This is a genomic window from Segetibacter sp. (assembly GCF_025963695.1).
Taxonomy (GTDB): Bacteria; Bacteroidota; Bacteroidia; order Chitinophagales; family Chitinophagaceae; genus Segetibacter.
Genome location: NZ_JAOQAH010000085.1, coordinates 62630 through 89324 on the forward strand (window position 1 = coordinate 62630; position 26695 = coordinate 89324).

Below are 26695 nucleotides of genomic sequence, written 5' to 3' on the forward strand. Positions count from 1 at the left end.
ACTTTCACCGTTCGCCTTTGCCTTCTTTTTAACCAATGCTTCAATTATTGTAAGAAATGCTAATACTATCTTTGCCGCCTTAAAATACCCGATGAATTTAAATACAGTGATTTTTGATATGGATGGTTTGCTAATTGACAGTGAACCTTTGTGGACACTTGCGGCAACAGAAGTTTTTGAAGCTTACGGAAAAAGGTTGACTCCGGCAGACTTTGCAACGACTACGGGGTTGCGGACAAGCGAATTTGTATCGTGGTGGTTGCGTGACTATAAGTTTGATGAAACCGAACTTGAGAAAGTAGCTGAAAAAATTGTGACGCTTGTAATAAAGAAAATAAGATTGGAAGGGAAAGCAATGCCCGGAATGGAATATATTTTGGACTTCTTCCATAGTAGAGGGTACAAAATTGGCCTGGCAACATCTTCGCCTATGAGCGTTGCAGATACCATTATTAATATGCTAGGCATCGAAAAGTATCTGCATGTAAAAACGTCGGCTGAAAAGCTAGAATACGGTAAGCCCCATCCCCAGGTGTATCTGGATTGCGCTAAAGCTTTACAATCTTCACCACTTGAATGTATGTGTTTTGAAGACTCCGTCAACGGAATGATTGCTGCAAAAGCCGCAAGAATGAAGTGTGTTGTTGTTCCTACTTACACCCAGCAAAAAGATGAGAAGTGGAGTATTGCTGATTTGAAGATTTCTTCTTTAAAAAATTTTAGTGAGCTACATATAAACTTGCTTTAACTGCAACGGCAAGTAGCCATTACGGCAACAAGTTTTGCAAATGCTGTAAGATGGTACTAAAGAACAAACAGTTGATGGGAGTGACACAACTAGTGTTTCACGTACTGTAAATAATTATTTAACTTCTTACTCAACCAAACAACATCTTGTCCGGAGTTGCCTATAGTTGAAAAACGAGCCTTTTATAGTGCATTCAAAAAACGATAGCGATAAGCACATTTTTAATACAGAGACAATAAAAAACACCATGAAGAAACATTCTTTTTTACATGTATTGCTTTTGGCCTCATTCTTCCTTACAGCCAATACCGAAACTTCATACGGTCAAAAAGCAGGTGTCAATGTAAGCGCATGGCCCAGGGGTATCACCTATGAAATTTTTGTTCTGGCATTCGCCGATTCAGACGGGGATGGGAAAGGCGACATTAAAGGAATGACTTCTAAACTTGATTATTTGAAAGACCTTGGAGTGGAGGGAATATGGCTGATGCCTATGAGTCCTTCACCTTCTTATCATAAATATGATGTGTCGGATTACTACGGTATACATCCTGACTATGGAACGATAGATGATTTCAAAAAATTCATAGAAGAAGCACATAAAAGAAATATAAAGGTAGTAATGGACATGGTGATTAACCATTCTGGCAGTCAAAATGCATGGTTCAAAGACGCCAGGACAAATCCAAACAGCCCTTACTGGGATTACTATGTATGGACCCATAAAGACGATCCTCAAACCACCGTTCCGGGAAGGATAATAGCCGGTGATTCTGGTAATAGGAATCGATGGAATAAAGTGGAAGGCAGTGATTACATGTATTATTCATACTTCGGAGGCAATATGCCCGATTTGAACTTCGATAATCCTAAACTCAGGGAAGAAATTTTTAGAATAGGCAAATTCTGGCTTAACGATATTAAGGTTGATGGGTTCCGTCTAGATGCTGCACGTCATATTTTTCCTGACGACAGGCCAAAAGACAATCACAGGTGGTGGGTTTATTTTCGCAATGAGATGCAGAAGGTAAATAAGGACGTTTACCTGGTTGGCGAGGTATGGGCGCCTGCTGAAATAGTTGGACCATATATGCAGGGATTACCTGCCTTATTCAATTTTGACATGGGCGGCGCTATTACCAAAGCCGTAAATACAGGCCGGGCAGATTCGCTGACTATTAACCATAAAAAGATCAGAGATTTTTATAAATCAATCAACCCCGGGTATGTTGATGCCACCTTCCTTACCAATCATGATCAAAACCGAATCATGAGTGCAGTTAGTAATAATTTGGATAAAGCTAAGATGGCCGCTTCACTTTTACTCACTCTTCCGGGCTCACCTTATTTGTATTACGGAGAAGAGATTGGTATGCAGGGGATGAAGCCTGACGAGCATATTAGGGAGCCCTTCATTTGGGACGAAAAAGCGAAAGACAAGTCACGTGCCAGGTGGGTTACGCCAAGATATAGTTCCGACTCATCTGTTGTTCCGGCTGCACAGCAAATGAAAGCCAAAAACTCAATCTATAATCATTATAAAACTTTTATTCAGCTGCGCAATACCAGCAGAGCTTTAACTTATGGGGAATTAGAACCAGTTAGCTTTGACAATAAAGAAGTCTGTGCTTTTATACGATCTACAAGTGATGAGTCTGTATTAGTTCTACATAATCTTTCTACATCTGAAATTACGGTGACTTTACCTGGGAACCTTACAGAATACAGTAAAGTAGCATTTAAGAACAAAGATGCGAATGTGAAAAACAATACGCTGAAAATGGCGGCATATAGCACCGTGGTTCTAAAGAAATAGAACTTAAAGATGAGGCTAAAAGAGGCGAATACATAGCTAATATAGCAATGAAAGATGGAAGTGAATTTTTTGATATATCGGGAACAGGAAAATGGTTTATTAAATTTTCCACTTTCTGTTCCTTCTCGATAGTATCTAACAAGGGCTTTTGTGAACCCACAAAATATTGGTCGTATTTGGTCGTAAAGATGGGGTGATGAAGGTAATCCCGGTTTTCGTAAAACTCCGGACAAGAATAGTGTTGCTTATATTATAAAAACACCGTGCTCATACATCGTTGTCTTTAGTATTGATACAGCGGTTTTTTAAGAGCATTAAAGGGGATCGCAAGTCGTGCAATGTAAGTCGAACTTTCAGTTTGTATACCTCAAAAATTAATATTAGACAGGCCTCTTAAGCAGTGCTGTCTCTGTCTGTGTTTTATTTAAAACAGAAGTAATGCTGGATATTATTCCAGCGATATCAGAAAGATCTGCAGGCACGATCATAGAATTATTGACTTTTGCCAGTTTGCCAAATTCTGTAAGGTATTGTTCTGCAATCCGAAGGTTTACTGCGTTCATTCCTCCTTCCTCATTTATTGATAAGGCAATTTCCCTGATACCCTTTGCCGTAGCAATGGCTACCATTTCTATTTCCGCAGCAGTACCCGCTGCTTCATTCATTCGCCGTTGCTTTTCGCCTTCAGAACGGGCAATGGCTTCCTGTTTATCACCTTCAGCCCTGTTTATTTTAGCTTGTTTATCACCTTCCGATTCGGCGATCAAGGCTCTTTTCTCACGCTCGGCACGCATTTGCTTTTCCATTGCATCTTTAATGCTTTGAGGGGGAGAAATATTCTTTACTTCATAACGTGACACTTTTATACCCCACGGGTCGCTTGCTTTATCCACTGCTTCAACAATACTTCCGTTCACCGTTTCTCTCTCTTCAAATGTTTTATCCAGTTCCATTTTTCCAATAACGCTTCGCATGGTGGTCTGTGAGATTTGTATGACTGCGAATTTATAATTGTCGATGCCGTAAGAAGCTTTTTGGGGATCAATTACCTGCAGGTATAAAACCCCGTCTACTTCGACGGCTATATTGTCTTTCGTAATACAGATCTGCGGCGCCACATCAATTGCTTGCTCCTTTTGGTTTTGCTTGTAAGCGATCTTGTCAATAAATGGAATAAGAATATGGAAGCCTGCTTCCAGGGTGCGGCTGTATTTCCCAAGCCTTTCCACTATATAAGCAGAACGTTGCGGAACTACTTTAAACGTAGAAAGAAATGCAACTAACAAAAACAGAATTAATACAACTAAAATAATAGTGGAGCTCATAAAGATAAATTTTTGGTTGATTTTACAATTAATAAAATGCTTTCATTTCCTGTGATAATTACATTTTCTCCTGCTTCAATAATGTCTGCTGATCTAGCATTCCAACTGGTACCTTTAAAGTTAACCTTGCCATCGTTGCCGGGTGCAATTATAGTTTCAGCTGTACCACGCTTGCCAATAAATTCATCTTCAAGCTCGGTCGGATTTTTCTTTACCCATATCATTTTCTTTACCCAGTTTCTAAATAATAAAATAGTAAGTACAGACCCTGCTAAAAATATAATTAGTTGTGTATTGATGGACATATCGAAAAACAAAGAGAGAAGTGCGACTGTCCAGGCACCAACTGCAAAAAAGAAAAGGATCAAACCTGGCATAGCAAACTCAAGTAAAAAAAATATAAAGCCTGCCATCATCCAAATAACCGGGGGATTATAAAAACTTTCCATTTATAATTTAGTTTATGGTTATTTAATATAGAAACTAAATATAAAACTATTAACCTGATGAAAGTTATTTAACAGGAACATTTGCCAGCTAATAAGATTATAAGGGCTTTTGCTGTTGCAATAAAAAAAGCCACAAAAGGAGCTTTGAAGGCTGCAGGGTGCTTTTTGGGCAAAGGAATTAATACGATGAATTTCAAATTCAGAAGTACAGGTGAGTGACACAACGATGTTGACTAAAGATTTGCCCCTGGTAAACAACTCCTTTTATACATCCGCATATAAATCGCTGTTCTCGGAAAGAGACTGTCTATAGCGATCGAACAACTTTGATTTTGAGATGAAACCGAGAAATTTGTTTTCTGCATTAAGAACTGGTAAATGCCAGTTGTGGGTATTGTCGAACTTCTTCATTACCTCGGTCATTGTATCCTTGTAGTAGATAATTTCTGGTGGATGTTTTACAATTGATGCAATTGAAGCGTCTACCTGTATATCTTCCCGAAGCACTAATTTCTTTATATCGTTCAGCTCCATTATTCCCGCAAATAATCCTTCATCGTCGTGAATAGCAAAAACGGTTTTAGGACTTTGGTGTAGAATTTTAAGCATGTCGCCGGCAGTGTGATTGATTGAGATATTCATGTAAGTATCGTCAATCATTTCTCGGAGTAAGATTGTACTTAGAATGTTTTGCTCTTTTTTATGTGTAAAGATTTCTCCCTTTGCTGCAAGCTGCTTTGTTTCCATTGAGTATGGTTCGAAGTGTTTTGCAATGGTATAGGCAATGGAAGAAACAATCATCAGCGGAATAAAAAGTTCGTAGCCATTTGTAATCTCTGCTATTAGAAATATAGCTGTTAACGGACAATACATTACTCCGCCTAATACACCTGCCATGGCTGCAAGGCTAAAATTACCTTCAGGTATTTGTACCAGGTTTGTTGTATTTACCAGGCGTGAAAAGGAGAAGCCTAAAAATGAACCTACAAATAGGGATGGAGCAAAGTTGCCGCCATTACCACCTGAACCAATTGTAATGGCAGCAGCTATGGGTTTTAATAAAACAACGCTTATTGCATAGATTATGAGAGTCCAAGTTTCACCTGCATAACGAAAAATGTATGACCGACGTGTTGTTTGTGCAATCTCACCTGTTGCTACCTGTTTTATACTTTCGTAACCCTCGCCAAATAAGGGTGGAAGGGTGTAGCATAAGATGAGCAACATTAAACCTCCCATGGCAGCTTTTACATAGCTGTTGATCTTCCATTGATGTATTCTTTTTTCACAACTTTTAAAACTTCTGGCATAATAAACTGCAGCAAGTCCGCATAGTACCCCAAGAACCATATAGAAAGGAATGAAGTGGTAGTTGAACTTTTGCGTGAGGACAAAATTAAAGAGTACGGTTTCGTCTAAAATGATTTTAGAACATAAGGCACCAATGACAGCGGAGATAATAAGCGGTATAAAATAACTGACACCTGTTTCTATCATTAACACTTCAATAGCGAATATTACCCCCGCAATTGGAGCGTTGAATACAGCTGCAATGCCAGCTGCAGCGCCGCAGGCAATCATTAAAGACCTGTCGCGATAAGACAGCACATTTATGCGGCCTATGTTAGAGCCGATAGCTGAACCTGTAGCAACAATAGGACTTTCTAAACCTACAGAACCACCCAGGCCTACAGTTATAGAACTTGTAATTAAATGAAGGTATGTATGGCTAAGGGGGATAAATGAAGATTTTTGTGCAATTGCTTTGAGCACCATACCGATACCTCTATCGAAAGCTCCATTAAAAAAACGATTGGTTAAGTAGGCGGTGAGTAATAAACCTATTGCGGGAAAAATAAGGTAGGTTGGTGGAGCAGGTATTTCTTCAATCCACCTCTGTAGGTAGTGTACAATCTTTTTTAGTAATACGGCTATTAGCCCTGAGATTAAACCTGTAAGTATTGCCACATAAATAACAAACTGTACTTTGTTTAACTTACTCCTGATTTGTTCTGCTAAAAGTTGGTAGACGTGTCTTAAAATCTTCATTGTAACGTTCTATAATTACCTAGGAATACGATAACAATAATTGCAAAGATCAGCAATTACAGCCTATGGTATTTAAATCAGGTGAAATCTGAGCGTTCAAAATAGACAGTAGCCTGGTAAAAATTATAAAAAGTAAGAAATGGTGCATTAGGTTGTTTCTTTTAGCCAGCTTGTTATAGGTGTAACCTGAAAGTTTTTTGAAGTAATTCGTGAATAACCATCAACAATTGTGCACGAACTTGCACAATGATTATAGCGCCGCCGCGCTTTATATACATACATAAAACACAAGTCTTGTAGGTACAATACGCGGAATAATAGCTTTTGTACTTTTAACCTAATAGCTTTTTCGGTACGACAACATTGCCCGTGTTTAAATGGGGATTATATGAGATTAGAATGGGATTAGAATTCTGCTAGGTATTGTGGTGTAGGAAAGTTTATTTTTTTGATTGACCGCAGTAACGCAAAACGGCCTATAGGAATGGTATTAACAAGGAGGGCTGCATTTAAAAAAAATAAGGTTTAATGTAGGTTAATCTACCATTCCAACCGATACTCTTCGGTGACATCCCCTTCGTATTTTAGTCCGTAAGTTTCTGCCGCATACTTAATAAAGCCTGCCAGTTCTTCTCTTTCAGTAAGATCAATAAACCCGTCGTCGTCCATATTCAATTTGTCGAACGCCTTTGTTGCAGTTTCTATTGCTTTCCAAATTTCAGAGGTTTCTTTAGCTTTTGATAGATTAAATAAATAGGTGTCTAATATTTTGTCACTTTTAGCAATCCTTGTTACTGTAAAAAGATCTTCACCTTCTCTCATTCTTTCCGACCAATTAAATGTAGGTTTTTGTTTTACTAAGCTCTGCATTCTTGCGTTTTAAAAGTTCTGTCTATATACGTATGCAATGAACTAAAAGTATGTCTTTTGTACAATAAAATCAATATTAGCTGGCGTACCTGGCAAAGCGACAAAAGTAGTTAATGCTAAATTTTAGAGAGTGTAAGTTTTTGTACTTGTAATTGCTATGCTTAAAACTGCTACATGGGAAATTTATGAAGACGTAAATAAGAATGAGGAATGAAGAATCAAAATGTATAAGTGAGTGACACAACGATGATGATAACAGCACAAAAGCTGGTAAAATAATTATTTAAACATTAAATGTTGTTAAAGGTTTAAAGAAGTAAGTTGGTCTGCAATCAGCAGGGGAGACGGCTTCTTTGAAATGCCCGTTGCGAGCAAGTAAGGTAAGGCAACTTTTAGCAAATAAACGGCAGAGATTAAGACCCTGCCGCCTGATCTTGATAGCTTGAACAACCGTAGTATTGCGCCGGCTATTTTTTGTTTTTCTGCGCAGTTGTATAAGAAATGCTTGTTGAGCCCGATTTAACTCCAGATAAAAAAGCCACCATTATTTCAATCTGTCCTTGAAGAAATCAATGGTGCGATCCCATGCTAGTTGTGCAGTAGGTTTGTCATAACGAGGGGTGGTATCGTTATGGAAGCCGTGGTTTACATTAGGATAGATGAAAGCTGTATATTCTTTTTTATTCTCTTTTAAGGCTGCTTCATATGCAGGCCAGCCCTCATTTACCCGGGTATCGAGGGCTGCATAATGCAAGAGTAGAGGCGCCTTTATTTTAGCGACATCTTCTATTGCAGGCTGGCCTCCGTAGAACGGGACGGACGCTGCAAGATCAGGGATGCGCACCGCCATTTTATTTGCAATTGAGCCACCGAAGCAAAAACCTACAACACCAATTTTACCATTACAATCCTTATGATTTTTTAAATAATCATATGCCGCTATAAAGTCTTCCAACATTTCGTTTTGATTACGTTTGCTTTGCATCTCCCTGCCGGCATCGTCGGTGCCGGGATAGCCGCCGAGTGGAGTTAATGCATCAGGAGCAATTGAAATAAATCCTGCAAGGGCTGCTCTTCGTGCAACATCTTCAATGTGTGGATTGAGCCCCCTGTTTTCATGAACCACTATAATACCTCCAAGTTTTTTCTTTGTATCGGCAGGCAGTGACAACAACGCTTTGATAGTTCCGCCGCCTTTTGGAGAAGGGTAGTTGACGTAATCTGATTTTAAACGAGGATCATCTGCGGTAATTTGAATGGCGCCTTTGTAATCGGGCATTAGAAAGCTCATGAGGGCCGGCACTGTTAAACTTCCCACCGCAAACGTTGATAGTTTTTGCATGAAATCGCGCCTGTTGACCCTGTTGTGCGCATAGTCGTCATAAAGATCAAACACTTCCTGTTTAATGTCTTCCTTTTTAAGTTCATTCATATTGTAAAGGTTTACTTTAAATATAAGCAATTCTATATGAATAGGTTTATAACATTTGCCCATTTTAGGTTACGTTATTTAGTTCGGTTGTTGAAGAAATGAGTGGAGCGGCAAGTTTAAATATGATTTTACACGTTTAATTTTGTAATGAAAAATCAATTAAATGACACGAAGAGAAGATATAGTGAAGAATTATATAGAAGGCTATAATGAGTTCGATATAAATAAAATGATAAGAGATTTTGACGAAAATGTGGTGTTCGAAAACATATCAGGTGGAGAGGTAAACATGTTGCTTGAAGGTCTGGAGGCTTTTATGGAACAAGCAGATCAAGTGAAAAGCTATTTTTTGGAAAGAACACAAACTATAAAATCATTCAAACATGGTGTTGATGAAACTGAAGTTGAGATAAATTATTATGCAATTTTAGCTAAAGACTTTCCTAACGGACTAAAAAGAGGAGATGAACTAAAGTTACAAGGAAGATCGGTTTTTAAATTTTCAGGTAACCAGATTATTAACCTGACAGACATTAGTTAAAACGGCAATGATAAGATCAGGAACTATTTGGCGTAGTTACGCTTATATTCCTGCTAGTACTAACAGTCTTATTAATACTGTATCAATTGATAGATGGAGAATACCCGCAATTTGGCGTGAGTGTAACGGTCATAGTCATCTTTATGTTATTGACATAAGCGGATGAAAACAGTGTTGGCTTTTAAATAAAAACTACGGCTGCTAGTGATATCAGCCGTAATTATATTGAAGCAGGAAATTTACCCATGGTATTCTTGAGAACAGGAACCCTTACATTACATACCTTTTTTTCTTCTTCTTTTTATTCTGCTGCTTAATTATCACAACCGCCGCTCCGGCGATTGCAACACCAATGGCGAGATTTTGCACAAAAGATTTTCTGTTATATTTCCATTCTGCCTGCCATCCACGTTCTGCAAATGGATTGGGTACGATGCCGTGTTTAAAGTCGTCAATGTAGCCTTCAAACACGTTTATACGATCTGCTAAGACCAGGGGAACCCAATGTAAATAAGTAGATTCATTCCATTTGTATGCCCACCTTCTTATTGCGCCACTTAAGCCTGTGGGTGGGGTAGATGTACCAAACACACGGGAGACGCCAGGGCGCTCAATAGATTGTAAAACCTCCACATCGATTGGTTGTTGCGATGGCTTCTCATAATTAGATCGTTGGTGATCTGCCCCGTTCCAATGTTTCATTGGGTAGGTGGGGTCGTTTTCCGGGTTAAAATCTATACCCCAACCTGGTATATGGTCTTTTGAGCTGTTTGCTATATTTCTGTCGTAATCAGCTTCCATTGTTTTATCTGGTTCTGGCCTATTTTTATTTTCCATAATAACTAAAGTTTTATGCGGTTGCACGTGGTGGAATAAGAACGGGTTTAATGCAATTGTCACGCTTTGCCGAAAAGAGGTGATAACCTTCTGCTACTTCCTCCAATGGAAGGCGATGAGAGATGATTGCCTTTGGGTCTAGTCGTCCCGACATGACGTGATCAATAAGGATTGGGAGCAGGCGTTTTACGGACGCCTGGTTTGCTCTTATGGTGATCCCTTTATTAACAACATTACCAATAGGCACCAAAGAATCAAGTGGACCATAAACCCCTACTATTGAAACAATACCCCCTTTTTTAACCGAGTTGATTGCCCAATGAAGCGCTGTTGCCGCACCACCTGTCAACGGTAGTTTTCGGCCAACAAGGCTTTGGAAAGCATCTCCCGCGGCGTCCGCACCAACAGCGTCAATACAAACATCAGCACCATACCAGCCGGTTGTTTTTTTCATAAACAAAACAACATCTCCCAGTTCTTTAAAGTTATAAGCTTCGCACTGAGCATAGTTTTTTACAAAGTCAAGGCGGTAGTCAATATGATCAATAACAATTACACGACCTGCACCAAACAGCCATGCACATTTAGCAGCCATAATGCCAACGGGTCCTGCACCAAAAACCACTACCGTATCACCCTTTTGAATACCTCCCATTTCTGCTGCCTGGTAGCCAGTAGGGACAACATCTGTTAGCAATACCGCATCGTCGGGATCCATTCCATCGGGAATTATAGTTGGACCCACATTGGCATAAGGAACCCTTACGTATTCTGCCTGTCCTCCATCGTACCCGCCTGCTGTATGAGAATAGCCGTAGATGCCGCCAACAGCTGAAGCTTGGGGGTTCGATTCGTGGCAATTGCCAAATAACTTTTGTTGACAAAAAGGGCATGTGCCGCACGCGATATTAAATGGTACCATTACATGATCCCCAACTTTAAGATTATCCACGCCCGACCCAATTTCTTCTACAATACCCGTAAACTCGTGGCCGAATGTCATACCTACACGGGTGTCAGGTACAAGACCGTGATACAGATGTAGATCAGAGCCACAAATACACGAGCGTGTTACACGTAAAATCGCATCCTGCGGATGCTTGATTTCGGGCATTGGGCGGTGGCGGTCTGCCCTTATGCGAAATGGTCCACGAAAATTCATTGCTAACATAGACGTCCTCCTTTTTTTTATAATGATTGCAACTTTGCCTGGTTCTTTACCATAGGTAATAGAGTCAGCAGTACTGTCAATCTCGTTTAACAAAAAAGTGCCACGCTGGAAAGAAGGCTATATTTATCAGGGTTGGATAGGGAAAAAATGTTCTAATTATTTGTATATGTGGTCATTGTATTAGAATTTAAAAAAATATTTAAATTTTTCTATAAGAGATCCAGGCAAAAAAGATGAACTTTTAAAGTTGCCGTGTATTGTTTTCCCCTTTTACTCTAAAAATAAACGGAGGTATTATTTTTGAATTTCCTGGGCCATCTTTCTGTTATATCTTTAATATTTTCCAGGAGTATTCTCGTATATAAGCCACTCAGGCCTTATTCACTTATCGAAAAAAATCCTCGACCTGGTTTTGTCATTCCTGACCCGGCGACCGGGTAGTTGGTAGCAGACGGAATGGGAAGTATAGCAATTTCTGGTACTTCTTCCAACGGCAAGTTGCGTAAGATATACTATGAAGTTGAAGACTTTTTTGAGGAAGACTGAGTTATGAATGATTAGGTGCCTGCCGGCAGTACGATACTTGCAACGGCAAAGAAGCAGGATGAATACTAGGGGATATTCCAAAAGCTAATTGCCATTGTTTAGCGCGTAAAAACAATGGCAATCAGGATGGATACAGGTAGAAGTTACTTATACACTGCTTTTATGTTTTATTCTACCTCGGGGAGATTACGTAGAGGATTTGATAATGAACTTATCAAGGTAATTGAGTACAGCTTTATAGGGTTGAAAGACACTCTTTAAAGTGTTAGGTTCTGTTATTCCTCCTTCAAGCTCTAAACCAAGCACTATTTCTTTGTTAGCCCCAATTTTACGTTCCCTTATTTTAAAATCAACAATTGGATGTTTTAATAATTCCTCAGAAACTTCAGTATCAGAAAGCAACTCTTTCACTTTATCTGCATCGTTGCTTTGAATGAGAAATTTTTTATCAAATTCGCGATGGCCAATTACTACATCCTGCATTCCAAAAAGCTTTCCTATTTCGTGTTTCAATCCTTGTTTTTGTATCTTGAATCTAAATTCAGTTTCGTCAGGAAGGTCAACAGAAAAAGAAGTAACAGGTTTATCGTTATCCTCTCCGCGGTCAGGATGAATATCTATATCAAGAGTAACGCAATAGTTTTGAGTATCGAATTGAGCCGTATAATCAAGATCGTCTTTTTTATTATTTAATTGATCTGCTATTATCTTCCAAACTTCATCTTCAGATTCTCCGGTTACAATATTTTGATGAGGCATAATTAAATTCGATTTTAGTTTTTATGCATAAATATATGAAGGCAATATAGAAGAAACAGCAAAAGGTTTTATACTGTAAACAGCAAATTACGATAGCAAACAATAAAACCTGTTTAGCGGGGTAGTTTAACCAAGTATAAAAGCAATAAAAGACGAAAAGAGCAAGATAAAGGGAGAACAGGAAGTGATTTTTGCATGCAGGCACGAAAAAAAACATGCTTCAAGGCGCTCTAGACTATTTTGGAAATAAATGTTTTAAAGCTTCAAAAATCAGTCCTTCAATAATAATTTCTTGTTTTCTCTTTCAACTATTAATCCACATTTCATTAAAGTTATGCACCCGCGAACTTTTTAGTTATAAAGACTCTCTACATTTATTATCTGAAACTGTTATCAGGTTTTAATTTCTCTGAAAAGGTTACATAAAGTGTGAGGATTTCATTTCTTAAACATAAACGAAAGCCTTTTATATGAAAGCAAATCCATCCGGTATAGTCAAAATTCTTGAAAAGGAAAAATGTGGAACCCACAAATACCGCGCTCTGATTTATTTAGAAAAACAATCTATTAAAATCAATGCTTGCTGCGACAGTTTCAAGTATCAACTGGAGGAAAGATCAAAACAGTTACTCGAACAGGAGTCGGTGCAATTAAGCGATTTCGAAAATTAGTATTCATATAAGAGGATATTCCTGTTCTTTAAGCTGTTTTTCTTCAATGCCAATACGAACAGATTGGTCTTACCACCTTATTTTAAATCTTCGTGTAAAATGGCATTAGGTTAAACGTATCTAGTTCTGCTTGTTGCAGATGTGGATTATTAAATGTTTCCATCAATTCAACTTCATTATCAAATAATAGGGCCGGGCTATTTTTATAGCTCTCTATTTTTTTCCCGCCAATACATTTCTATAAGTCTTGCTTTGTCAATAAACGAATGTCTCCCAAAGGAAGCGTGTATCTAATATTACCTGCTCTTAATCTGTCGATTAACAATTCTTCAAATTTTGATATTTTGTATCGTTTGTAATTCCAACCTCAAATACAATAGCTCCGGGGTGAAATGATTCGTAAATTCAAAAGTTGCATTTCCCGGGTTGCTTGCTTTACAAAGTTTATAGTTTCAACAACGCTGATGAATGAAACGGCAAAAGCAGTTTTGTTACAGCGTTCGAAATTTGTAATAGTAGCTGTAAAAAGCTGTCCCAGTGTCATTTCTACCTTCTCTTCCTTGCGGACCTCCAGCCTGATAAACATGCACAGTATTACAACTATTGTTAGCAGCCGCTAATAGAAACAACACAATAAATAGTAGTACCAGGTAAAAGGAGAAATGAAATGGTTTAACGGGTGCAACCCCCGACAAGATTGGCGCCTGTTGAAACAACGTTTTGTACAGGCGTGGAAATATTACTTTTCTTCTTTGGTAAATTAGCATTTAAACTAAAAATTGTCTTATGACAACGCTAAATTTTTCAGTTCATATTAATGCACAAAAAGAAAAAGTATGGGAAGTTTTATGGAGCGATGCAGGCTATAGAAGGTGGACTTCTGTTTTTTCCGAAGGTTCTTATGCAGAAAGTGATTGGGAGGAAGGAAGTAACATCCGATTTTTATCTCCTACAGGCGACGGCATGTTTGGTGTCATTCAAAAGAAGGTTCCTTTCGACGAAATGGTGTTTGAACATAGGGGTGAAATAAAAAATGGGTTAGAGGAAAACAAAGATTGGGCGGGAGCATTAGAAGGTTATTACTTGAAAGAAAATGGCAATACTACCGGGTTGCGCGTACAACTAGATATAATGGAAGAATACGCAGATTACTTTAGTGATACATTTCCCAAAGCCCTTGAGATGGTGAAGCAATTAGCTGAGAAACAATAATAGATCGCTGGTTGCAACAACTAAGAACGATAAAAAAATACGTAGCACTACACTATCCGCTTAAAGCCCCGGAAACAATTAAAGTGTGTTAATGGCAGATTTCAATTTTGCCCCGCAGTTTTAAAAGATGTTGACGGAAAAGAATTGTCCCACCAGTTAAGTGAACAAGAATTAATGCCATCAAAATAAAAAATCAGTGACTAAAGGGTCCAATCGGGTCTTAGATAGTGACAGGTATAACCGCCCGGATGCTTTTGCAGGTAATCCTGGTGTTCCGCCTCGGCATCCCAGAAATCTCCCGCAGGTACAACTTCTGTTACAATTGCACCAGGCCACTTTTTCGACGCTGTCATTTCTGCAATTAAGTCGTTTGCAACTTTCTGTTGTTCTTCGTCCGCGTAGAAAATAGCCGATCTGTATGAAGCTCCTCTATCGTTCCCCTGCCTGTTGCGCGTAGTGGGGTCATGTATTTGAAAAAAGAATTCTAATAAATTTCTATAAGTAAGTACATCTGCATCAAAAGTTACAGCAATGGCTTCAGCATGCGTACCATGATTGCGATAAGTTGCATTGGCAACATCGCCACCGGTATAACCCACAACCGTGTCTATTACACCAGGCAGATCTCGTATTAGCTCCTCCACTCCCCAAAAACAGCCTCCTGCAAGAATAGCCTTTTCAATCTTCATATCTTTTTTTGTTTCTGTTCAGCAAAAGTAATTAAAAACCACGCCAGAGTATAAATGCACTACTAGCCTTGCATAAAGTAATGGCTGAAAAGTTCGGTGTAAACATTGCCATTAAATAGAATGGGTCACTTTATTCTCAACATACCTTTTGAAGTTGTTTAATACCCGGCGCAATATTCTTTTTTGGATATCAACTATAGCGCATTCTAAATAGGAAATTTTTTATGCAGTTGGGCTTAGTCAGTTCCCGGTAACACGTCTTTTTTGCCCTCGTTCGTAAAACAACTAAATTGTCGAATATGAAAAGAGTAATAATAGGGTTCGTTTTAATGGCTTCAATTTATGGTGTACAAGCACAAGATCAAAAAGAAGCTAATTATGACGAAGCAAAGGTTCCCAAATATGTATTGCCCGATGTTTTAAAAACCACCTCGAATGTGGAGGTGAAGAATACGAGAACATGGGAGAATAGCAGACGCCCCGAGCTCCTTAAACTTTTCGAGAATAATATCTATGGCCAGATGCCAAAAAAATATAGCAGTATAAAATATACGGTTACTAAAGAAGATGCTACTGCAATGAATGGCAAAGCAAAACTAAAACAGGTTATGATTGAAGTGTTCAACAATAATAACTCCGTTCGCATCAATCTTATATTGTTTATTCCGAACGCTGCAAACAAGCCCGTGCCTGCATTCTTATTAATTAACAACAGGGAAAGAGATAATACAGACCCTACAAGGACTAAAAAAAGTGAGTTCTGGCCAGCAGAAATGCTGGTCGACAGCGGTTATGCTATCGCTGCAATTCATGTTAGCGACCTCGCTCCCGACGATAAAGAGAAATACGTTGAGGGGGTGCTGCAATTATATCCCGAGCAACTTACTGCTGCCAATGGAATGAAAGCTATTAGTGCATGGGCGTGGGGTGCCAGTCGTGTGATGGATTACTTTGCAACCGATACAGACATAGATGCTAAAAGAGTTGCAGTCGTAGGCCACTCACGTGGTGGAAAAGCTTCTTTGTTGGCTGCTGCAGAAGATCAGAGGTTTGCACTTTGTATTACCAACTGTTCCGGCAACACTGGAGCGGCTTTGGCACGCAGGCAGTTTGGCGAAAGAATTAATCGTATTAACGCCACTTTCCCACACTGGTTTAATACCAATTATAAAAAGTATAACAATAATGAAAATGCGCTGCCCGTCGACCAGCATATGCTTATTTCCCTCGTTGCACCTCGACCTTTATATGCCACCAATGCTTCAAAAGATCTTTGGGCCGATCCCACCGGAACATTTTTAGCTCTAAAAAATGCTGAAAAGGTGTACGCGTTATATGGAATTAAATCAAATCTTCCTGCAAATCCTCCAGGCGTCAACCAGCCAATTATTTACGCTTCATTGGCATATCACAATAGGGAAGGAGAACATAATCTTACAGCATATGACTGGAGCAATTTTATTCGGTTTGCAACTTATCATTATAAGAAAAACAAATAAAAATTAACGGGAGTATGCTGTAATTAAACTTTTGGTACCGGCCTTTAACCCTTATGATGCCTTTGTTGCGTCGCACACTTGTACCGAATCAGGTCATTCAGCTCTTCTTAAACGTCATGTTTAAAAATGCAGCTATCAGGAATGTCAGGGATGCTTTAATGCCATATTTCGCCACGATTTATTACTTCTTTAATTCTGTGACATACTTATTGTTCGTAATTTCCCCCCGAATTTTAAATAATAACAACGATTGTATGAAAAAACATTTTCCCGCTCTTTCTATTTCGCCCAATTTCTACCCCTTTTCAGTGGTGCCTATACAAGTCAACCTTTTAGCAAAAAAATAGGCAGTTACACTTTTACTGATTTTACTTAATCTTTTACAAATCATTCTCACAAACAAAAGAACTATAACTCTTTTGCAGGTTTAGCAGCAATCAAACAAGCGTTTTTAAAAAGTGAGATTGAACGTTTTAATAAATTCTTTTTTTAATTCTAATAACGATATGAGGCATATTGAACAACTTTCTTTAGAATTCATAAATAAATCCAAACAGGTCTATGTGCTAAAGAGGGCACTTTACTTTCTGCCCCTGGTAGTATTAATAGCAGGATTCAGTTTTTTGGTAAAGAAAAACCAGGGTGATACAAAGAATAGCGTTTTAATCCAAGAGCCGAAAAAGGCTACTTCTTCCCCGGTCTTAACTGCAGAGGAAGGTATTAAAAAAATGCACGTAGAAGATGGCTTTACTGTAAAGCTGGTAGCATCGGAGCCGCTGACTACAGCCCCGGTGGCTTTAAACTTTGACGAAAAAGGACGGATCTGGGTAGTAGAAATGGAGAATTATATGCCTGATACTGTTGGTACAGGTGAAGATCAGCCGCTTGGAAAAGTGGCTATTTTAAGCGATAAAAATGGCGACGGTGTAATGGATGATCGTAAAGTGGTTATAGACTCCCTGGTTTTGCCAAGAGCAATCTGTTTAATAGAGAACGGCATCCTTGTGGCAGAGCCGCCGTATCTCTGGTACTATGATCTAAAGGATGATAAGCCAATAAATAGAACCCTGGTAGACGCGAAGTATGCTGATGCAGGCAATGTTGAACATCAACCAAACGGGTTATTTCGTGCTTTAGACAATTGGATCTACAGTGCCAAATCGAGTAAACGATATAGAAAGAAAGGCAGCAAGTGGTTGATTGAAAAGACCCATTTCCGAGGGCAGTGGGGCATAACCCAGGACGACCAGGGAAGATTATTCTATAATACCAATTCTGAAAATCTATTGGGCGACTATTTTAGCCCCGGATTAGGAGCTACCAACAAGCACCAGCGTTCCGTTTCCGGATACGTAAAAAAAATAGTAGCAGACAACAGGGTTTATCCCGTAAGGCCAACGCCTGGAGTAAACCGCGGGTATTTAGAAGGAGTGCTTGATGATAGCCTTCGCCTGGTAAATTTTACTGCCGCCTGCGGTCCTGTAATTTATAATGCCGATCTTTTTAGCCAGGACTATTACGGTAATGCATTTGTAGCGGAACCATCGGCAAATTTGATAAAAAGAAATATTCTAAAAGACGATGGTTATAGAATAGATGGAAGGGAGGCGTATGTTAAAAAAGAATTCCTCGCCAGCGAGGATGAACGCTTTAGACCAGTAAGTTTATATGTTGGCCCGGATGGAGCAATGTATGTAGTTGATCTTTATCGCGGAATCATTCAACACAAAACCTATTTAACGCCGTACCTTAAAAACGAGATTAAAGAAAGAAGTCTTACCCAACCGCTGTCCTGCGGCCGTATTTATAAAGTTGTTCCAACTAATAAGAACGGGGAAGTTGCAAAGTTTTCAAAAGATCCAAACCAATTGGTGTCCTTGTTGCAACATCCCAATGGATGGGTACGAAACAAAGCGCAACAATTATTGTTAGATGGGAAATACAAAGCTGTCGCACCGGCACTCCGTAAAAATTTAATGGCTGGCAATAATGCATTAGGGCTTACTCATTCCTTATGGACGTTGGAAGGCCTTGGTGTTTTACAACCAGCGGATGTATTGCCGTTATTGAAACAAGCAGATTCGAAAATTCGCACGCAAGCGCTAACTGTGTTACCTTCTGTTCTTAGTAAAACTAATTATCAGCAGTTTTTGCCGGTCTTGCAAAAAATGATCAACCAGGACGATTCGTTAGCTGCTACCTATATTGCTTTCCTGGCGCATTATGTTCAGCCACTGAATGCTGTTGCTGCAAAGCAACTGTTATTGTCCCTGGCCAAAAAATACGGGGCAAATACTTACGTAGCTGATGCAATCATAAGCAACCTGCAGGATAAAGAAACTGCTTTTTATAAAGAAGCGCTTCGTGTTAACCCGGATTCGAATATTGCTATTTACAGGCAATTAAAGAGAGTTATGACAGATGTTGCCAGAGCAAGAAACAATAGCAATGCAGGCGATATTGCTAAACTATATCCTAAAGGCGCGGCTCTATTCGGAACGATTTGCCAAACCTGCCATGGTAAGGATGGTAACGGAGTACCGGCACTTGCACCTCCTTTAAATAATTCGGAGTGGGTAACGGGAGATAAGAATAAGTTGCTTGCAATCATTTTATATGGTTTGACAGGCCCTGTTAAAGTAGCCGGTAAAGTATATAAGGCGCCGGAGATTAATGGTGACATGCCAAGCATTGGCGCCAGTAAAGAGTTTACTGATAGTGATATTGCCCAGGTCTCAAATTTCATCAGGAGTTCGTGGCTTAATAAAGCAACAGACATAGTTACCGCTGCTGATGTAGCCAATACGCGAAAGCGGTTTAAAAACAGGGAAAAGACTTTTACAACGGATGAGCTAAATAAGCTTTCTAAATAAGATGATTTAGTTGCGGGTAAAAAGGTATGCAACACTTGCAACGTGTGGTATCTTTTTACCCGACTTTCGGTGAATGTAGAAAGTAAAAGAGTTGAAAAAATTCGATTTGTCGTAGAATAAAGAATCAAAAGATAAAAGTGAGTGACACAACAATGTCTAATTAGGTTACGTCGGCTGGTAACATAAAAATTTTTCTTCTTACAAATTCATGAATTCCTTTTTGTATTCTAAAGGAGTTTTAGACATTACATCTTTAAATTGATTGTTGAAATTTGAAAGGGTATTAAAGCCGCAGTCGTACCCAATGTCAGATATAGAAAGATTTGTTTCGACTAACATTTTGCAAGCCTGTTTAATTCTTATTTCTGATACAAATCTTGAAAACCGTTTGTTATTAGTTGTTGAAAAATAACGGCTGAAAGAAGTAGGTGTCATGTGAAGTAATGAAGCAACATCTTCGAGTGTTACTTTTGTCCGGTAGTTTTTCAAAACAAATTCATACACCAAATTCATCCGGTCTGTTTCCGATTTTTTTAAAGGGTTCTGGTAAGTTATCGGAGATATATAATGATAGTCTTTAGAACCGGCAAGCAGGGTAAGAATTTGCAGCAGGTGAATAATACTTTCGACGGCTTGCAACTGCAGTAGTTCTTTCATTAGCTGAACTACGTCTTCCTTTTTTTTTCCATAAAATTCAAGCCCCTGGATAGATTTTGCGAAAAGCTTTTTTAACGGTATAAATTCTTCTTTAGCCAGTATGTCTTCACCTAAAAAATGTTCGTTTAAATAAATTACAATTCCTCTTGTTTGTAAAGTGCTTTTTCGTTCAAAATAACATTCTTCGCTTCTCCACAGGTGAGGTAAGTGAGGGCCGGTAAAAACGAGTTCGCCAGGTTGAAACAGTTTTATACTATCACCAACGAAACGCGTTCCTGATCCTTCCGCTACAAAAAAGAGCTGGTACTCGGAGTGGGAATGCCACGTAGGATCGAAATGTTTTTCCACCAGTTCTTTAACTACAAAAATTTTTGTGTCGGGAATAGCTGATTTATGTAAAGCGACCTTCATGTTTTCTTTAATATCTCTATTTCTATTGTTTTATTGACAAGATACAGTCATAATGTGACATAATGCGCGTATCTTTTCTAAAACATTGTAGCGATATTCGCTATCTAATTTCTAACGAACTACAATTGCCATGACCTCTAAAAAAAATCTCCTTCTTTTTATTATCTGTTTTATCTCCATTTGTTTTATAGCAGCTACCAACAAAGCTGCTGATCCTGCCCGACGCCTCGAAATTTTGTTTCTTGGGCATAAAAGCAAGCACCACGACTCCCAGCAATTGGCAGACATCTTAAACAAAGAATATTTTAAAGATGGTATTAATATTACCTATACGAACGACCCGAACGATATGAATGATGCCAACCTGAAAAACTTCGACGGGCTGGTTGTATATGCGAACCACGATGAGATAACTAAAGACCAGGAAAAAGCTTTATTGAGTTTTGTAAAAGGCGGAAAAGGATTTATTCCGCTTCATTGCGCTTCGTATTGCTTTCGCAATTCCCCTGAAGTAGTCGAAATGATTGGCGGGCAGTTTTCAACTCATAAAATAGATTCTTTTCCTGCTGTAATTATAAAGCCTGAGCATGTTGTAATGAAAGGCATTAATGCTTTTACTACAAAGGACGAAACGTATGTACACACTAAGATTAGCAAGAATATAGAAGTGCTTTCTGAGAGGGTAGAAGGCGATCACCACGAGCCTTACACATGGGTAAGACCTTTTGGGGATGGACGGGTTTTCTACACTGCTTATGGTCACGACGAGATAACGTTTAATAACCAGGGCTTTCTTAACCTGGTAAAAAACGGAATACTGTGGGCGGTGGGTGATAACGCAAGGGCGAGCCTTGCTGCTTACCAGATAGCGAAACCTACCTACAGTGATGCCACTATTCCTAACTATGAAAACCGCAAACCTGCCCCTCAGCTACAAGCGCCTTTAAGCCCGGCCGAATCAATGTCTTTAATGCAAGTACCTCCCGGTCTTGAACTTCAGTTGTTTGCTGCAGAACCAGATGTTATTAACCCGATTTTTATGAATTGGGATGAAAAAGGAAGATTGTGGGTTATCGAAACTATAGATTATCCGAACGAAGTAAAAGACGGTGATATAGGTGACGATCGTATAAAAATATTGGAAGACACAAACGGAGATGGCAAGGCTGATAAATCAACTGTGTTTGCTGACAAACTGAATATCCCAACCAGCTTCGTCTTTTCAAATGGTGGTATTATTGTCAGCAGCGCGCCGAGTTTTTTGTTTTTAAAAGATACAGACGGAGACGGAAAAGCAGATGTAAGGCAGCCGATATTAGGTGGCTGGGGTAAAGATGATACACATGCCCAGGCTTCAAACCTTCGCTACGGGCTTGATAATAAAATATGGGGCGTGGTAGGTTACTCAGGCTTTAATGGTAAGGTGGGTGATAGCGCTATCAAATTTAGTTCAGGCCTGTACCGCTTTACTCCTGATGCAAAAAAGTTAGAGTATTTATCTACCACCAGCAACAATACCTGGGGACTAGGTTTCTCAGAAGATTTTGATGTATTTATTTCAACAGCAAATAACACCCATTCCGGTTTTTACGGAATAGATAAGAAGTACCTGACGATGGGTAAAATTGATGAGTCTGGAGTGGAAAAGCTAGATGCCCATTACGAGATGCACGTGGCAACCAAAAACCTGCGGCAGGTAGATGTGCAAGGAGGGTTTACAGCTGCAGCAGGTCATAGCCTTTATACTGCAAGAAATTTTCCTAAAGAATATTGGAACAGGATAGCTTTTGTAAATGAGCCAACCGGTCGTGTCATTCACCGTGCAGTGATGAAGCAAAGCGGTGCAGGGTTTAAAGAAGAAGGTGACGGGTGGAATTTACTTACGAGTGCAGATGAATGGGCCGGACCTGTACAGGCAGAAGTTGGACCGGACGGTGCAGTGTGGGTAGTTGACTGGTACGATTTCATCATTCAGCACAACCCAACTCCCTCACCTGATCGCGGCGGGTACCAGGCTAAAAATGGTAAAGGCAACGCTTATATAAATCCGCTAAGAGACCATGAAAGGGGCCGTATCTATCGCATTGTAAATAAAAGCAATAACCAACTGAATACTTTTAGTTTAAGTAAAAGTGACCCTAAAGGTCTTATTGCTGCCCTGTCAAACAATAACATGTTCTGGCGCTCACACGCTCAAAGACTTTTAGTTGAAAGCGGTGATAAGAGTGTGTTGCCAGCTTTATATAAATTAGTAAGGAACGAAAAAGCCGATGAAATAGGAATTAACCCGTCAGCTATTCATGCGCTTTGGACCATGCATGGTTTGAAAGCTTTTGACGGCACCAATAAAGAAGCTATAGATGTTGCAATAAAAGCTTTATCTCATCCGATAGCCGGCGTTCGTCGTGCTGCTGTACAGGTGTTACCAAAAACACCGGCAACGTTATTAGCTTTGCAAAGAGCGAAGGTTTTAGATGATGTCGACGGAAGAGTAAAACTAGCGGGCGTACTTGCTTTAGCAGATATGAAACCTTCTGCTGAAATTGGTACTGCTTTAGTAGATGTAGCGTTGAAACCAGAAAATGAAAAAGATAACTGGTTGAAATGGGCTATTACGGCAGCGGCTGCAAATAATCAAACTTACTTTGCTGCAGCTTTCAATAAAAAAGGTGCTGTTGCTACCACTACCAATATCGGTGAAGCATCGTTGGCTCAGCGGCTTGCCATGTTAAATAGAATTACGTCCATTTCTCTGCCAGCGCGCAGGGCTCCCGGTTCTGCCCCTTTGGAAGCGCCAGACGTAACAAACAAAGAAATAACGATTTCGGGCGACTTGCAAAAAAACGGACCTTTCCCTTACCAGGGTTTAGTTGTGGCTCATGGAAATCTTTTAAATGGCTACGGGTTGTTCCTGAAAGAAAATAAATTGTATTTCCAGGTAAACCAGGAGAGTAAGTCTTATTCTATTAGTAGTGAACCCTTACCTGCAACAGGTAAGTTTAATTTTAGGGCAACGTTACTTAAAGACGGAGCAATGGGCCTTGCCATCAACAATAAACAAGTTGCTAATACGCTTGCCTCCGGCTTGTTTACTACCCCTTTTAAAACTGGCTTGCGGGTAGGTATGGAAGATAAACAAGGCAGTGATAAGGTTGCCGAATATCCTGACACTTTTAGAATTCGTGGAGCTTTGACGGGTGCAAGACTGGAAGTCTTTACCCCTGGTTCTCCACAAAGTCTTGCTTCAACCAAAAAGCAAACTGCATCAAAAGTGATTATAATGAATGTGGTGAAGGATGTGATGAAGTTTGATAAGACATTGATTACTGCAAAAGCAGGTTCTGTTCTTCAGATTGTATTTAAAAATCCTGATCATATGCAGCACAACTGGGTGCTTATTAAACCAAAATCAATGGAAAAGGTAGGTGCTGCTGCTGATAAACTGGCGATGGATCCGAATGGTACAAAGTTGAATTATGTACCAAGAATGCCAGAGGTTTTACAAGCTACACCCCTGATAAACCCGGGAGGTGAATTTACAATAACCTTCACGGTTCCGAATGCTGCCGGCGACTACCCGTTCGTTTGTACTTTCCCGGGTCACTGGAGAATTATGAAAGGCATTATGAGGGTTACAAAATAATTATTTATAAGACGGTCAGCGGACGTAAGGCTTGTTGATTATATAGCTTTCAGTACAAGAGTGCGACGCAACTAATGCTACATAGCATTGAAATGCTGGTAAAAAAAAGAATTTAAGACGGGCTCTATTCGAAATAAAAATTATGGCATTACAAATTAAATACGGTGTTAGTACCTGGCTTTGGACTTCGCCTTTTTCCACTGCGTCTACTCATTCGGTATTCAAAAAGATTAGAGACATGGGGTTTGACGCAGTTGAGATTGCTGTTGAATACCCTGAATTGATTGATGCAAAAGCTGTAAAGCAAGGCTTGCAGGAGTATGGGTTAACCCCCGTGGTTTGTGCGGCTTTCGGTCCTTCACGCGATCTTACCAGCGATGATCCTGCCATTCATCAAAACTGTTTCGACTATATCAAATCTTGTTTCGATTTGTGCAATAGCTGGGAGACCTCTTTCCTGGCCGGCCCAATGTATTCTGCCGTAGGCAAGGCGAGAATGGTGCCCGATGAGCAGCGAAAACGGGAGTGGGAGCTAGCGGTGAAGAACCTGCAGCTGGTGTGTGAAATGGCTGAGGAAAGAAATCTGCAAATAGCTTTAGAGCCATTAAACCGTTTTGAATCGGACCTTGTAAATACTGCGGCCGATGTTATTCGCCTCGTCAATGACATTGCTCATCCTGCCGCTAAAATAATGCTTGATGGTTTTCACATGAACATCGAAGAGCGCGATGTTGAAAAGGCTATTATTAGTACTGCAGATAAATTGATCCATTTTCAGGTGTCGGAAAATTACAGGGGTACACCGGGAACCGGCCAGACACCATGGGAGGCATATAAGAGAGGATTAGAAGCGATTAATTACCGGGGCGTCGTATCCATAGAAAGTTTCACTCCTGAAAATAAAGAACTAGCCGGCGCAGTTTGCTTTTGGCATCCAATGGCCGAAAGCCAGGATAAATTTGCATCAGAAGGTTTGCATTTTTTAAAGGGTTTATTTGCCTGAAAGGATTTTTAGTTACTGGCCCAATTACTAATATGGTACATACTACTAGTGAATATGTATATTTTTTTGTTACCGGCAGCAGAATATCTATTAAACATTGTTGTGTCACGCTCTTGTACTGCAACAAAAAATCAGCAGGTTCATTGTGCCTGGTTCAAAAGCCCCTTTAGCGGTTTGGGGTTACTCTTGCGTTGCGCGCTTGTACCATTTATTATATTCTCAGCCCATGGGTATAAGCGGCGCTTAGTAAGCACAGCGAAAGGTAACATAAGCTGCTGCCGTTAAATGAGTAAACACTTATTTTAATAAAACATCATTAAAACTAAAACCAACTTCTAAAAACAACATTATGGAAAACAACAAATTCAACGTAGCTATTGTCGGTCTCGGTTTTGGGGCAGAATTTATTCCTATCTACCAACGCCATCCGTATGCAAACATGTATGCCATTTGCCAGAGGAATACAGATAAACTCAACGAAGTTGGTGAAGCGTTCGGTATTGAAAAAAGATACAGCGACTATAATGATTTGTTGAAAGATCCGAATGTTGATGTTATCCATATCAATACACCTATTCAAAGTCATGCTGAACAATCTATTGCAGCATTAAGGGCTGGTAAACATGTAGCCTGTACTGTACCAATGGCAACTACTGTAGAAGAATGCAGGCAGATAGTAGAAGCTGTTAAGGAAACAGGGTTGACATATATGATGATGGAGACTGTAGTGTACAGCCGTGAATTTCTGTTTGTAAAAGAAATGTATGAAAAAGGCGAGATGGGTAAGCTACAATTCTTAAGGGCATCGCATCAGCAGGAAATGGGAGGATGGCCGGGGTATTGGGAAGGTTTGCCGCCGATGCATTACGCCACCCATTGCGTAGGGCCAGTGGTGGCATTGGCAAAAGCTGATGCAGAACATGTTTCGTGTTATGGCTCCGGAAGAATTGATGAAAACCTGATTAGTAAATACGGTTCGCCTTTCGCAATTGAGAGTTGCCATATTAAATTTAAAGACTCAGACCTTGCCGCGGAAGTTACACGCTCATTATTCAATACTGCCCGCCAATACCGTGAAAGTTTTGATGTGTATGGATCTAAAAAATCTTTTGAATGGACCCTCGTTGAACATGAAGAGTCAGTTATACACACGGGCGAAACACCAGAAAAAGTAAAGATTCCGGATTATGCGCACCTGTTACCTGAAGAGATACAATCTTTTACCACCGGCGGAGTGTACGACGCAGACAGTAAACAACACTTATCCTTTATCCAGGGGTCGGGCCATGGCGGGTCTCATCCACACCTTGTAAATGAATTTCTTTCGGCACTTCATCACAAGCGTGAACCTTTTCCAAATGCAAGACAATCCGCAAACATTACTTGTGTAGGTATTCTTGCACATGAGTCTGCTATGCAAAATGGAAAGCAGCTTTTCTTGCCTGAGTTTACATTAAGTAACCCATAATTTTATCTTTTACAGTACTGAGCTAA

20 protein-coding genes are annotated in these 26695 nt (G+C 39.7%); 10 read left to right on the forward strand and 10 right to left on the reverse strand.

What is annotated here, in order from left to right:
- Window positions 1-91: 91 nt before the first annotated feature.
- Both hxpB and JWR87_RS14785 read left to right on the forward strand, forming a co-directional pair.
- Window positions 92-748 (forward strand): hexitol phosphatase HxpB, encoded by a 657-nt coding sequence (gene hxpB / locus JWR87_RS14780; RefSeq protein ID WP_297821438.1) that lies wholly within the window; start codon window positions 92-94, stop codon window positions 746-748.
- A gap of 247 nt (window positions 749-995) precedes the next feature.
- Complete coding sequence (locus tag JWR87_RS14785; RefSeq protein WP_297821440.1) at window positions 996-2564, forward strand: alpha-amylase family glycosyl hydrolase; 1569 nt, start codon at window positions 996-998, stop codon at window positions 2562-2564.
- Window positions 2565-2944: 380 nt separating this feature from the next.
- On the opposite strand, the gene JWR87_RS14790 is transcribed toward JWR87_RS14785, so the two are convergent.
- From JWR87_RS14790 to JWR87_RS14810, 5 genes are all read right to left on the reverse strand, one after another.
- Window positions 2945-3889: a stomatin-like protein gene (locus JWR87_RS14790; RefSeq protein WP_297821442.1), complete on the reverse strand. Its 945-nt coding sequence runs from the start codon at window positions 3887-3889 to the stop codon at window positions 2945-2947.
- Window positions 3886-4338 (reverse strand): NfeD family protein, encoded by a 453-nt coding sequence (locus tag JWR87_RS14795; protein WP_297821444.1) that lies wholly within the window; start codon window positions 4336-4338, stop codon window positions 3886-3888. Before JWR87_RS14795 ends, JWR87_RS14790 begins: the two co-directional genes overlap by 4 nt.
- Before the next feature lie 264 nt (window positions 4339-4602).
- Complete coding sequence (locus tag JWR87_RS14800) at window positions 4603-6387, reverse strand: chloride channel protein (protein ID WP_297821446.1); 1785 nt, start codon at window positions 6385-6387, stop codon at window positions 4603-4605.
- 540 nt (window positions 6388-6927) lie between these two features.
- Window positions 6928-7257, reverse strand: coding sequence for a hypothetical protein (locus tag JWR87_RS14805; protein WP_297821448.1), 330 nt, complete (start codon window positions 7255-7257; stop codon window positions 6928-6930).
- Between the two features lie 544 nt (window positions 7258-7801).
- Window positions 7802-8689, reverse strand: coding sequence for a dienelactone hydrolase family protein (locus JWR87_RS14810; protein WP_297821450.1), 888 nt, complete (start codon window positions 8687-8689; stop codon window positions 7802-7804).
- A 163-nt stretch (window positions 8690-8852) separates the two neighbouring features.
- Between JWR87_RS14810 and JWR87_RS14815 the strand changes: the two genes are divergently transcribed.
- On the forward strand, window positions 8853-9230 hold the full coding sequence (locus JWR87_RS14815; protein WP_297821452.1) for a nuclear transport factor 2 family protein: 378 nt from the start codon (window positions 8853-8855) through the stop codon (window positions 9228-9230).
- A gap of 270 nt (window positions 9231-9500) precedes the next feature.
- Here the strand turns inward: JWR87_RS14815 and JWR87_RS14820 are convergent, their stop codons facing one another.
- The 3 genes from JWR87_RS14820 to JWR87_RS14830 form a co-directional block, all read right to left on the reverse strand.
- Entirely contained in the window at window positions 9501-10067 is a 567-nt protein-coding gene (locus tag JWR87_RS14820; RefSeq protein WP_297821454.1) for a hypothetical protein, read from the reverse strand.
- Window positions 10068-10080: 13 nt separating this feature from the next.
- Entirely contained in the window at window positions 10081-11331 is a 1251-nt protein-coding gene (locus JWR87_RS14825; protein WP_297821456.1) for a zinc-dependent alcohol dehydrogenase, read from the reverse strand.
- Between the two features lie 639 nt (window positions 11332-11970).
- Complete coding sequence (locus JWR87_RS14830) at window positions 11971-12543, reverse strand: hypothetical protein (protein WP_297821458.1); 573 nt, start codon at window positions 12541-12543, stop codon at window positions 11971-11973.
- Window positions 12544-13013: 470 nt separating this feature from the next.
- On the opposite strand from JWR87_RS14830, the gene JWR87_RS14835 reads away from it, so the two are divergent.
- The gene (locus tag JWR87_RS14835; protein ID WP_297821460.1) at window positions 13014-13214 is read left to right on the forward strand and encodes a hypothetical protein; all 201 of its coding nucleotides are present in this window, start codon (window positions 13014-13016) and stop codon (window positions 13212-13214) included.
- A gap of 786 nt (window positions 13215-14000) precedes the next feature.
- Complete coding sequence (locus JWR87_RS14840) at window positions 14001-14426, forward strand: SRPBCC domain-containing protein (protein ID WP_297821462.1); 426 nt, start codon at window positions 14001-14003, stop codon at window positions 14424-14426.
- A gap of 200 nt (window positions 14427-14626) precedes the next feature.
- On the opposite strand, the gene msrA is transcribed toward JWR87_RS14840, so the two are convergent.
- Window positions 14627-15115: a peptide-methionine (S)-S-oxide reductase MsrA gene (msrA, locus tag JWR87_RS14845; RefSeq protein ID WP_297821464.1), complete on the reverse strand. Its 489-nt coding sequence runs from the start codon at window positions 15113-15115 to the stop codon at window positions 14627-14629.
- A gap of 299 nt (window positions 15116-15414) precedes the next feature.
- Here msrA and JWR87_RS14850 point away from each other — a divergent pair, with 299 nt between their 5' ends.
- Together JWR87_RS14850 and JWR87_RS14855 are read left to right on the forward strand one after the other, a co-directional pair.
- Complete coding sequence (locus JWR87_RS14850; RefSeq protein WP_297821466.1) at window positions 15415-16614, forward strand: hypothetical protein; 1200 nt, start codon at window positions 15415-15417, stop codon at window positions 16612-16614.
- Between the two features lie 506 nt (window positions 16615-17120).
- Window positions 17121-19487, forward strand: coding sequence for a c-type cytochrome (locus JWR87_RS14855; protein WP_297821468.1), 2367 nt, complete (start codon window positions 17121-17123; stop codon window positions 19485-19487).
- Between the two features lie 198 nt (window positions 19488-19685).
- On the opposite strand, the gene JWR87_RS14860 is transcribed toward JWR87_RS14855, so the two are convergent.
- Window positions 19686-20555 (reverse strand): AraC family transcriptional regulator, encoded by an 870-nt coding sequence (locus tag JWR87_RS14860; protein ID WP_297821470.1) that lies wholly within the window; start codon window positions 20553-20555, stop codon window positions 19686-19688.
- Window positions 20556-20685: 130 nt separating this feature from the next.
- Between JWR87_RS14860 and JWR87_RS14865 the strand changes: the two genes are divergently transcribed.
- The 3 genes from JWR87_RS14865 (at window position 20686) to JWR87_RS14875 (ending at window position 26669) form a co-directional block, all read left to right on the forward strand.
- Entirely contained in the window at window positions 20686-24198 is a 3513-nt protein-coding gene (locus tag JWR87_RS14865; protein WP_297821472.1) for a PVC-type heme-binding CxxCH protein, read from the forward strand.
- A gap of 142 nt (window positions 24199-24340) precedes the next feature.
- On the forward strand, window positions 24341-25201 hold the full coding sequence (locus tag JWR87_RS14870) for a sugar phosphate isomerase/epimerase family protein (RefSeq protein WP_297821474.1): 861 nt from the start codon (window positions 24341-24343) through the stop codon (window positions 25199-25201).
- Window positions 25202-25550: 349 nt separating this feature from the next.
- On the forward strand, window positions 25551-26669 hold the full coding sequence (locus JWR87_RS14875; RefSeq protein ID WP_297821476.1) for a Gfo/Idh/MocA family oxidoreductase: 1119 nt from the start codon (window positions 25551-25553) through the stop codon (window positions 26667-26669).
- The last annotated feature ends 26 nt before the right edge of the window (window positions 26670-26695 follow it).

Excerpts from the sequence above, each read along its gene's own strand:
- hxpB (WP_297821438.1), top strand. The coding sequence starts at position 92 with ATGAATTTAAATACAGTGATTTTTGATATGGATGGTTTGCTAATTGAC.
- JWR87_RS14785 (WP_297821440.1), top strand. The coding sequence starts at position 996 with ATGAAGAAACATTCTTTTTTACATGTATTGCTTTTGGCCTCATTCTTC.
- JWR87_RS14790 (WP_297821442.1), bottom strand. The coding sequence starts at position 3,889 with ATGAGCTCCACTATTATTTTAGTTGTATTAATTCTGTTTTTGTTAGTT.
- JWR87_RS14795 (WP_297821444.1), bottom strand. The coding sequence starts at position 4,338 with ATGGAAAGTTTTTATAATCCCCCGGTTATTTGGATGATGGCAGGCTTT.
- JWR87_RS14800 (WP_297821446.1), bottom strand. The coding sequence starts at position 6,387 with ATGAAGATTTTAAGACACGTCTACCAACTTTTAGCAGAACAAATCAGG.
- JWR87_RS14805 (WP_297821448.1), bottom strand. The coding sequence starts at position 7,257 with ATGCAGAGCTTAGTAAAACAAAAACCTACATTTAATTGGTCGGAAAGA.
- JWR87_RS14810 (WP_297821450.1), bottom strand. The coding sequence starts at position 8,689 with ATGAATGAACTTAAAAAGGAAGACATTAAACAGGAAGTGTTTGATCTT.
- JWR87_RS14815 (WP_297821452.1), top strand. The coding sequence starts at position 8,853 with ATGACACGAAGAGAAGATATAGTGAAGAATTATATAGAAGGCTATAAT.
- JWR87_RS14820 (WP_297821454.1), bottom strand. The coding sequence starts at position 10,067 with ATGGAAAATAAAAATAGGCCAGAACCAGATAAAACAATGGAAGCTGAT.
- JWR87_RS14830 (WP_297821458.1), bottom strand. The coding sequence starts at position 12,543 with ATGCCTCATCAAAATATTGTAACCGGAGAATCTGAAGATGAAGTTTGG.
- JWR87_RS14835 (WP_297821460.1), top strand. The coding sequence starts at position 13,014 with ATGAAAGCAAATCCATCCGGTATAGTCAAAATTCTTGAAAAGGAAAAA.
- JWR87_RS14840 (WP_297821462.1), top strand. The coding sequence starts at position 14,001 with ATGACAACGCTAAATTTTTCAGTTCATATTAATGCACAAAAAGAAAAA.
- msrA (WP_297821464.1), bottom strand. The coding sequence starts at position 15,115 with ATGAAGATTGAAAAGGCTATTCTTGCAGGAGGCTGTTTTTGGGGAGTG.
- JWR87_RS14850 (WP_297821466.1), top strand. The coding sequence starts at position 15,415 with ATGAAAAGAGTAATAATAGGGTTCGTTTTAATGGCTTCAATTTATGGT.
- JWR87_RS14855 (WP_297821468.1), top strand. The coding sequence starts at position 17,121 with ATGAGGCATATTGAACAACTTTCTTTAGAATTCATAAATAAATCCAAA.
- JWR87_RS14860 (WP_297821470.1), bottom strand. The coding sequence starts at position 20,555 with ATGAAGGTCGCTTTACATAAATCAGCTATTCCCGACACAAAAATTTTT.
- JWR87_RS14865 (WP_297821472.1), top strand. The coding sequence starts at position 20,686 with ATGACCTCTAAAAAAAATCTCCTTCTTTTTATTATCTGTTTTATCTCC.
- JWR87_RS14870 (WP_297821474.1), top strand. The coding sequence starts at position 24,341 with ATGGCATTACAAATTAAATACGGTGTTAGTACCTGGCTTTGGACTTCG.
- JWR87_RS14875 (WP_297821476.1), top strand. The coding sequence starts at position 25,551 with ATGGAAAACAACAAATTCAACGTAGCTATTGTCGGTCTCGGTTTTGGG.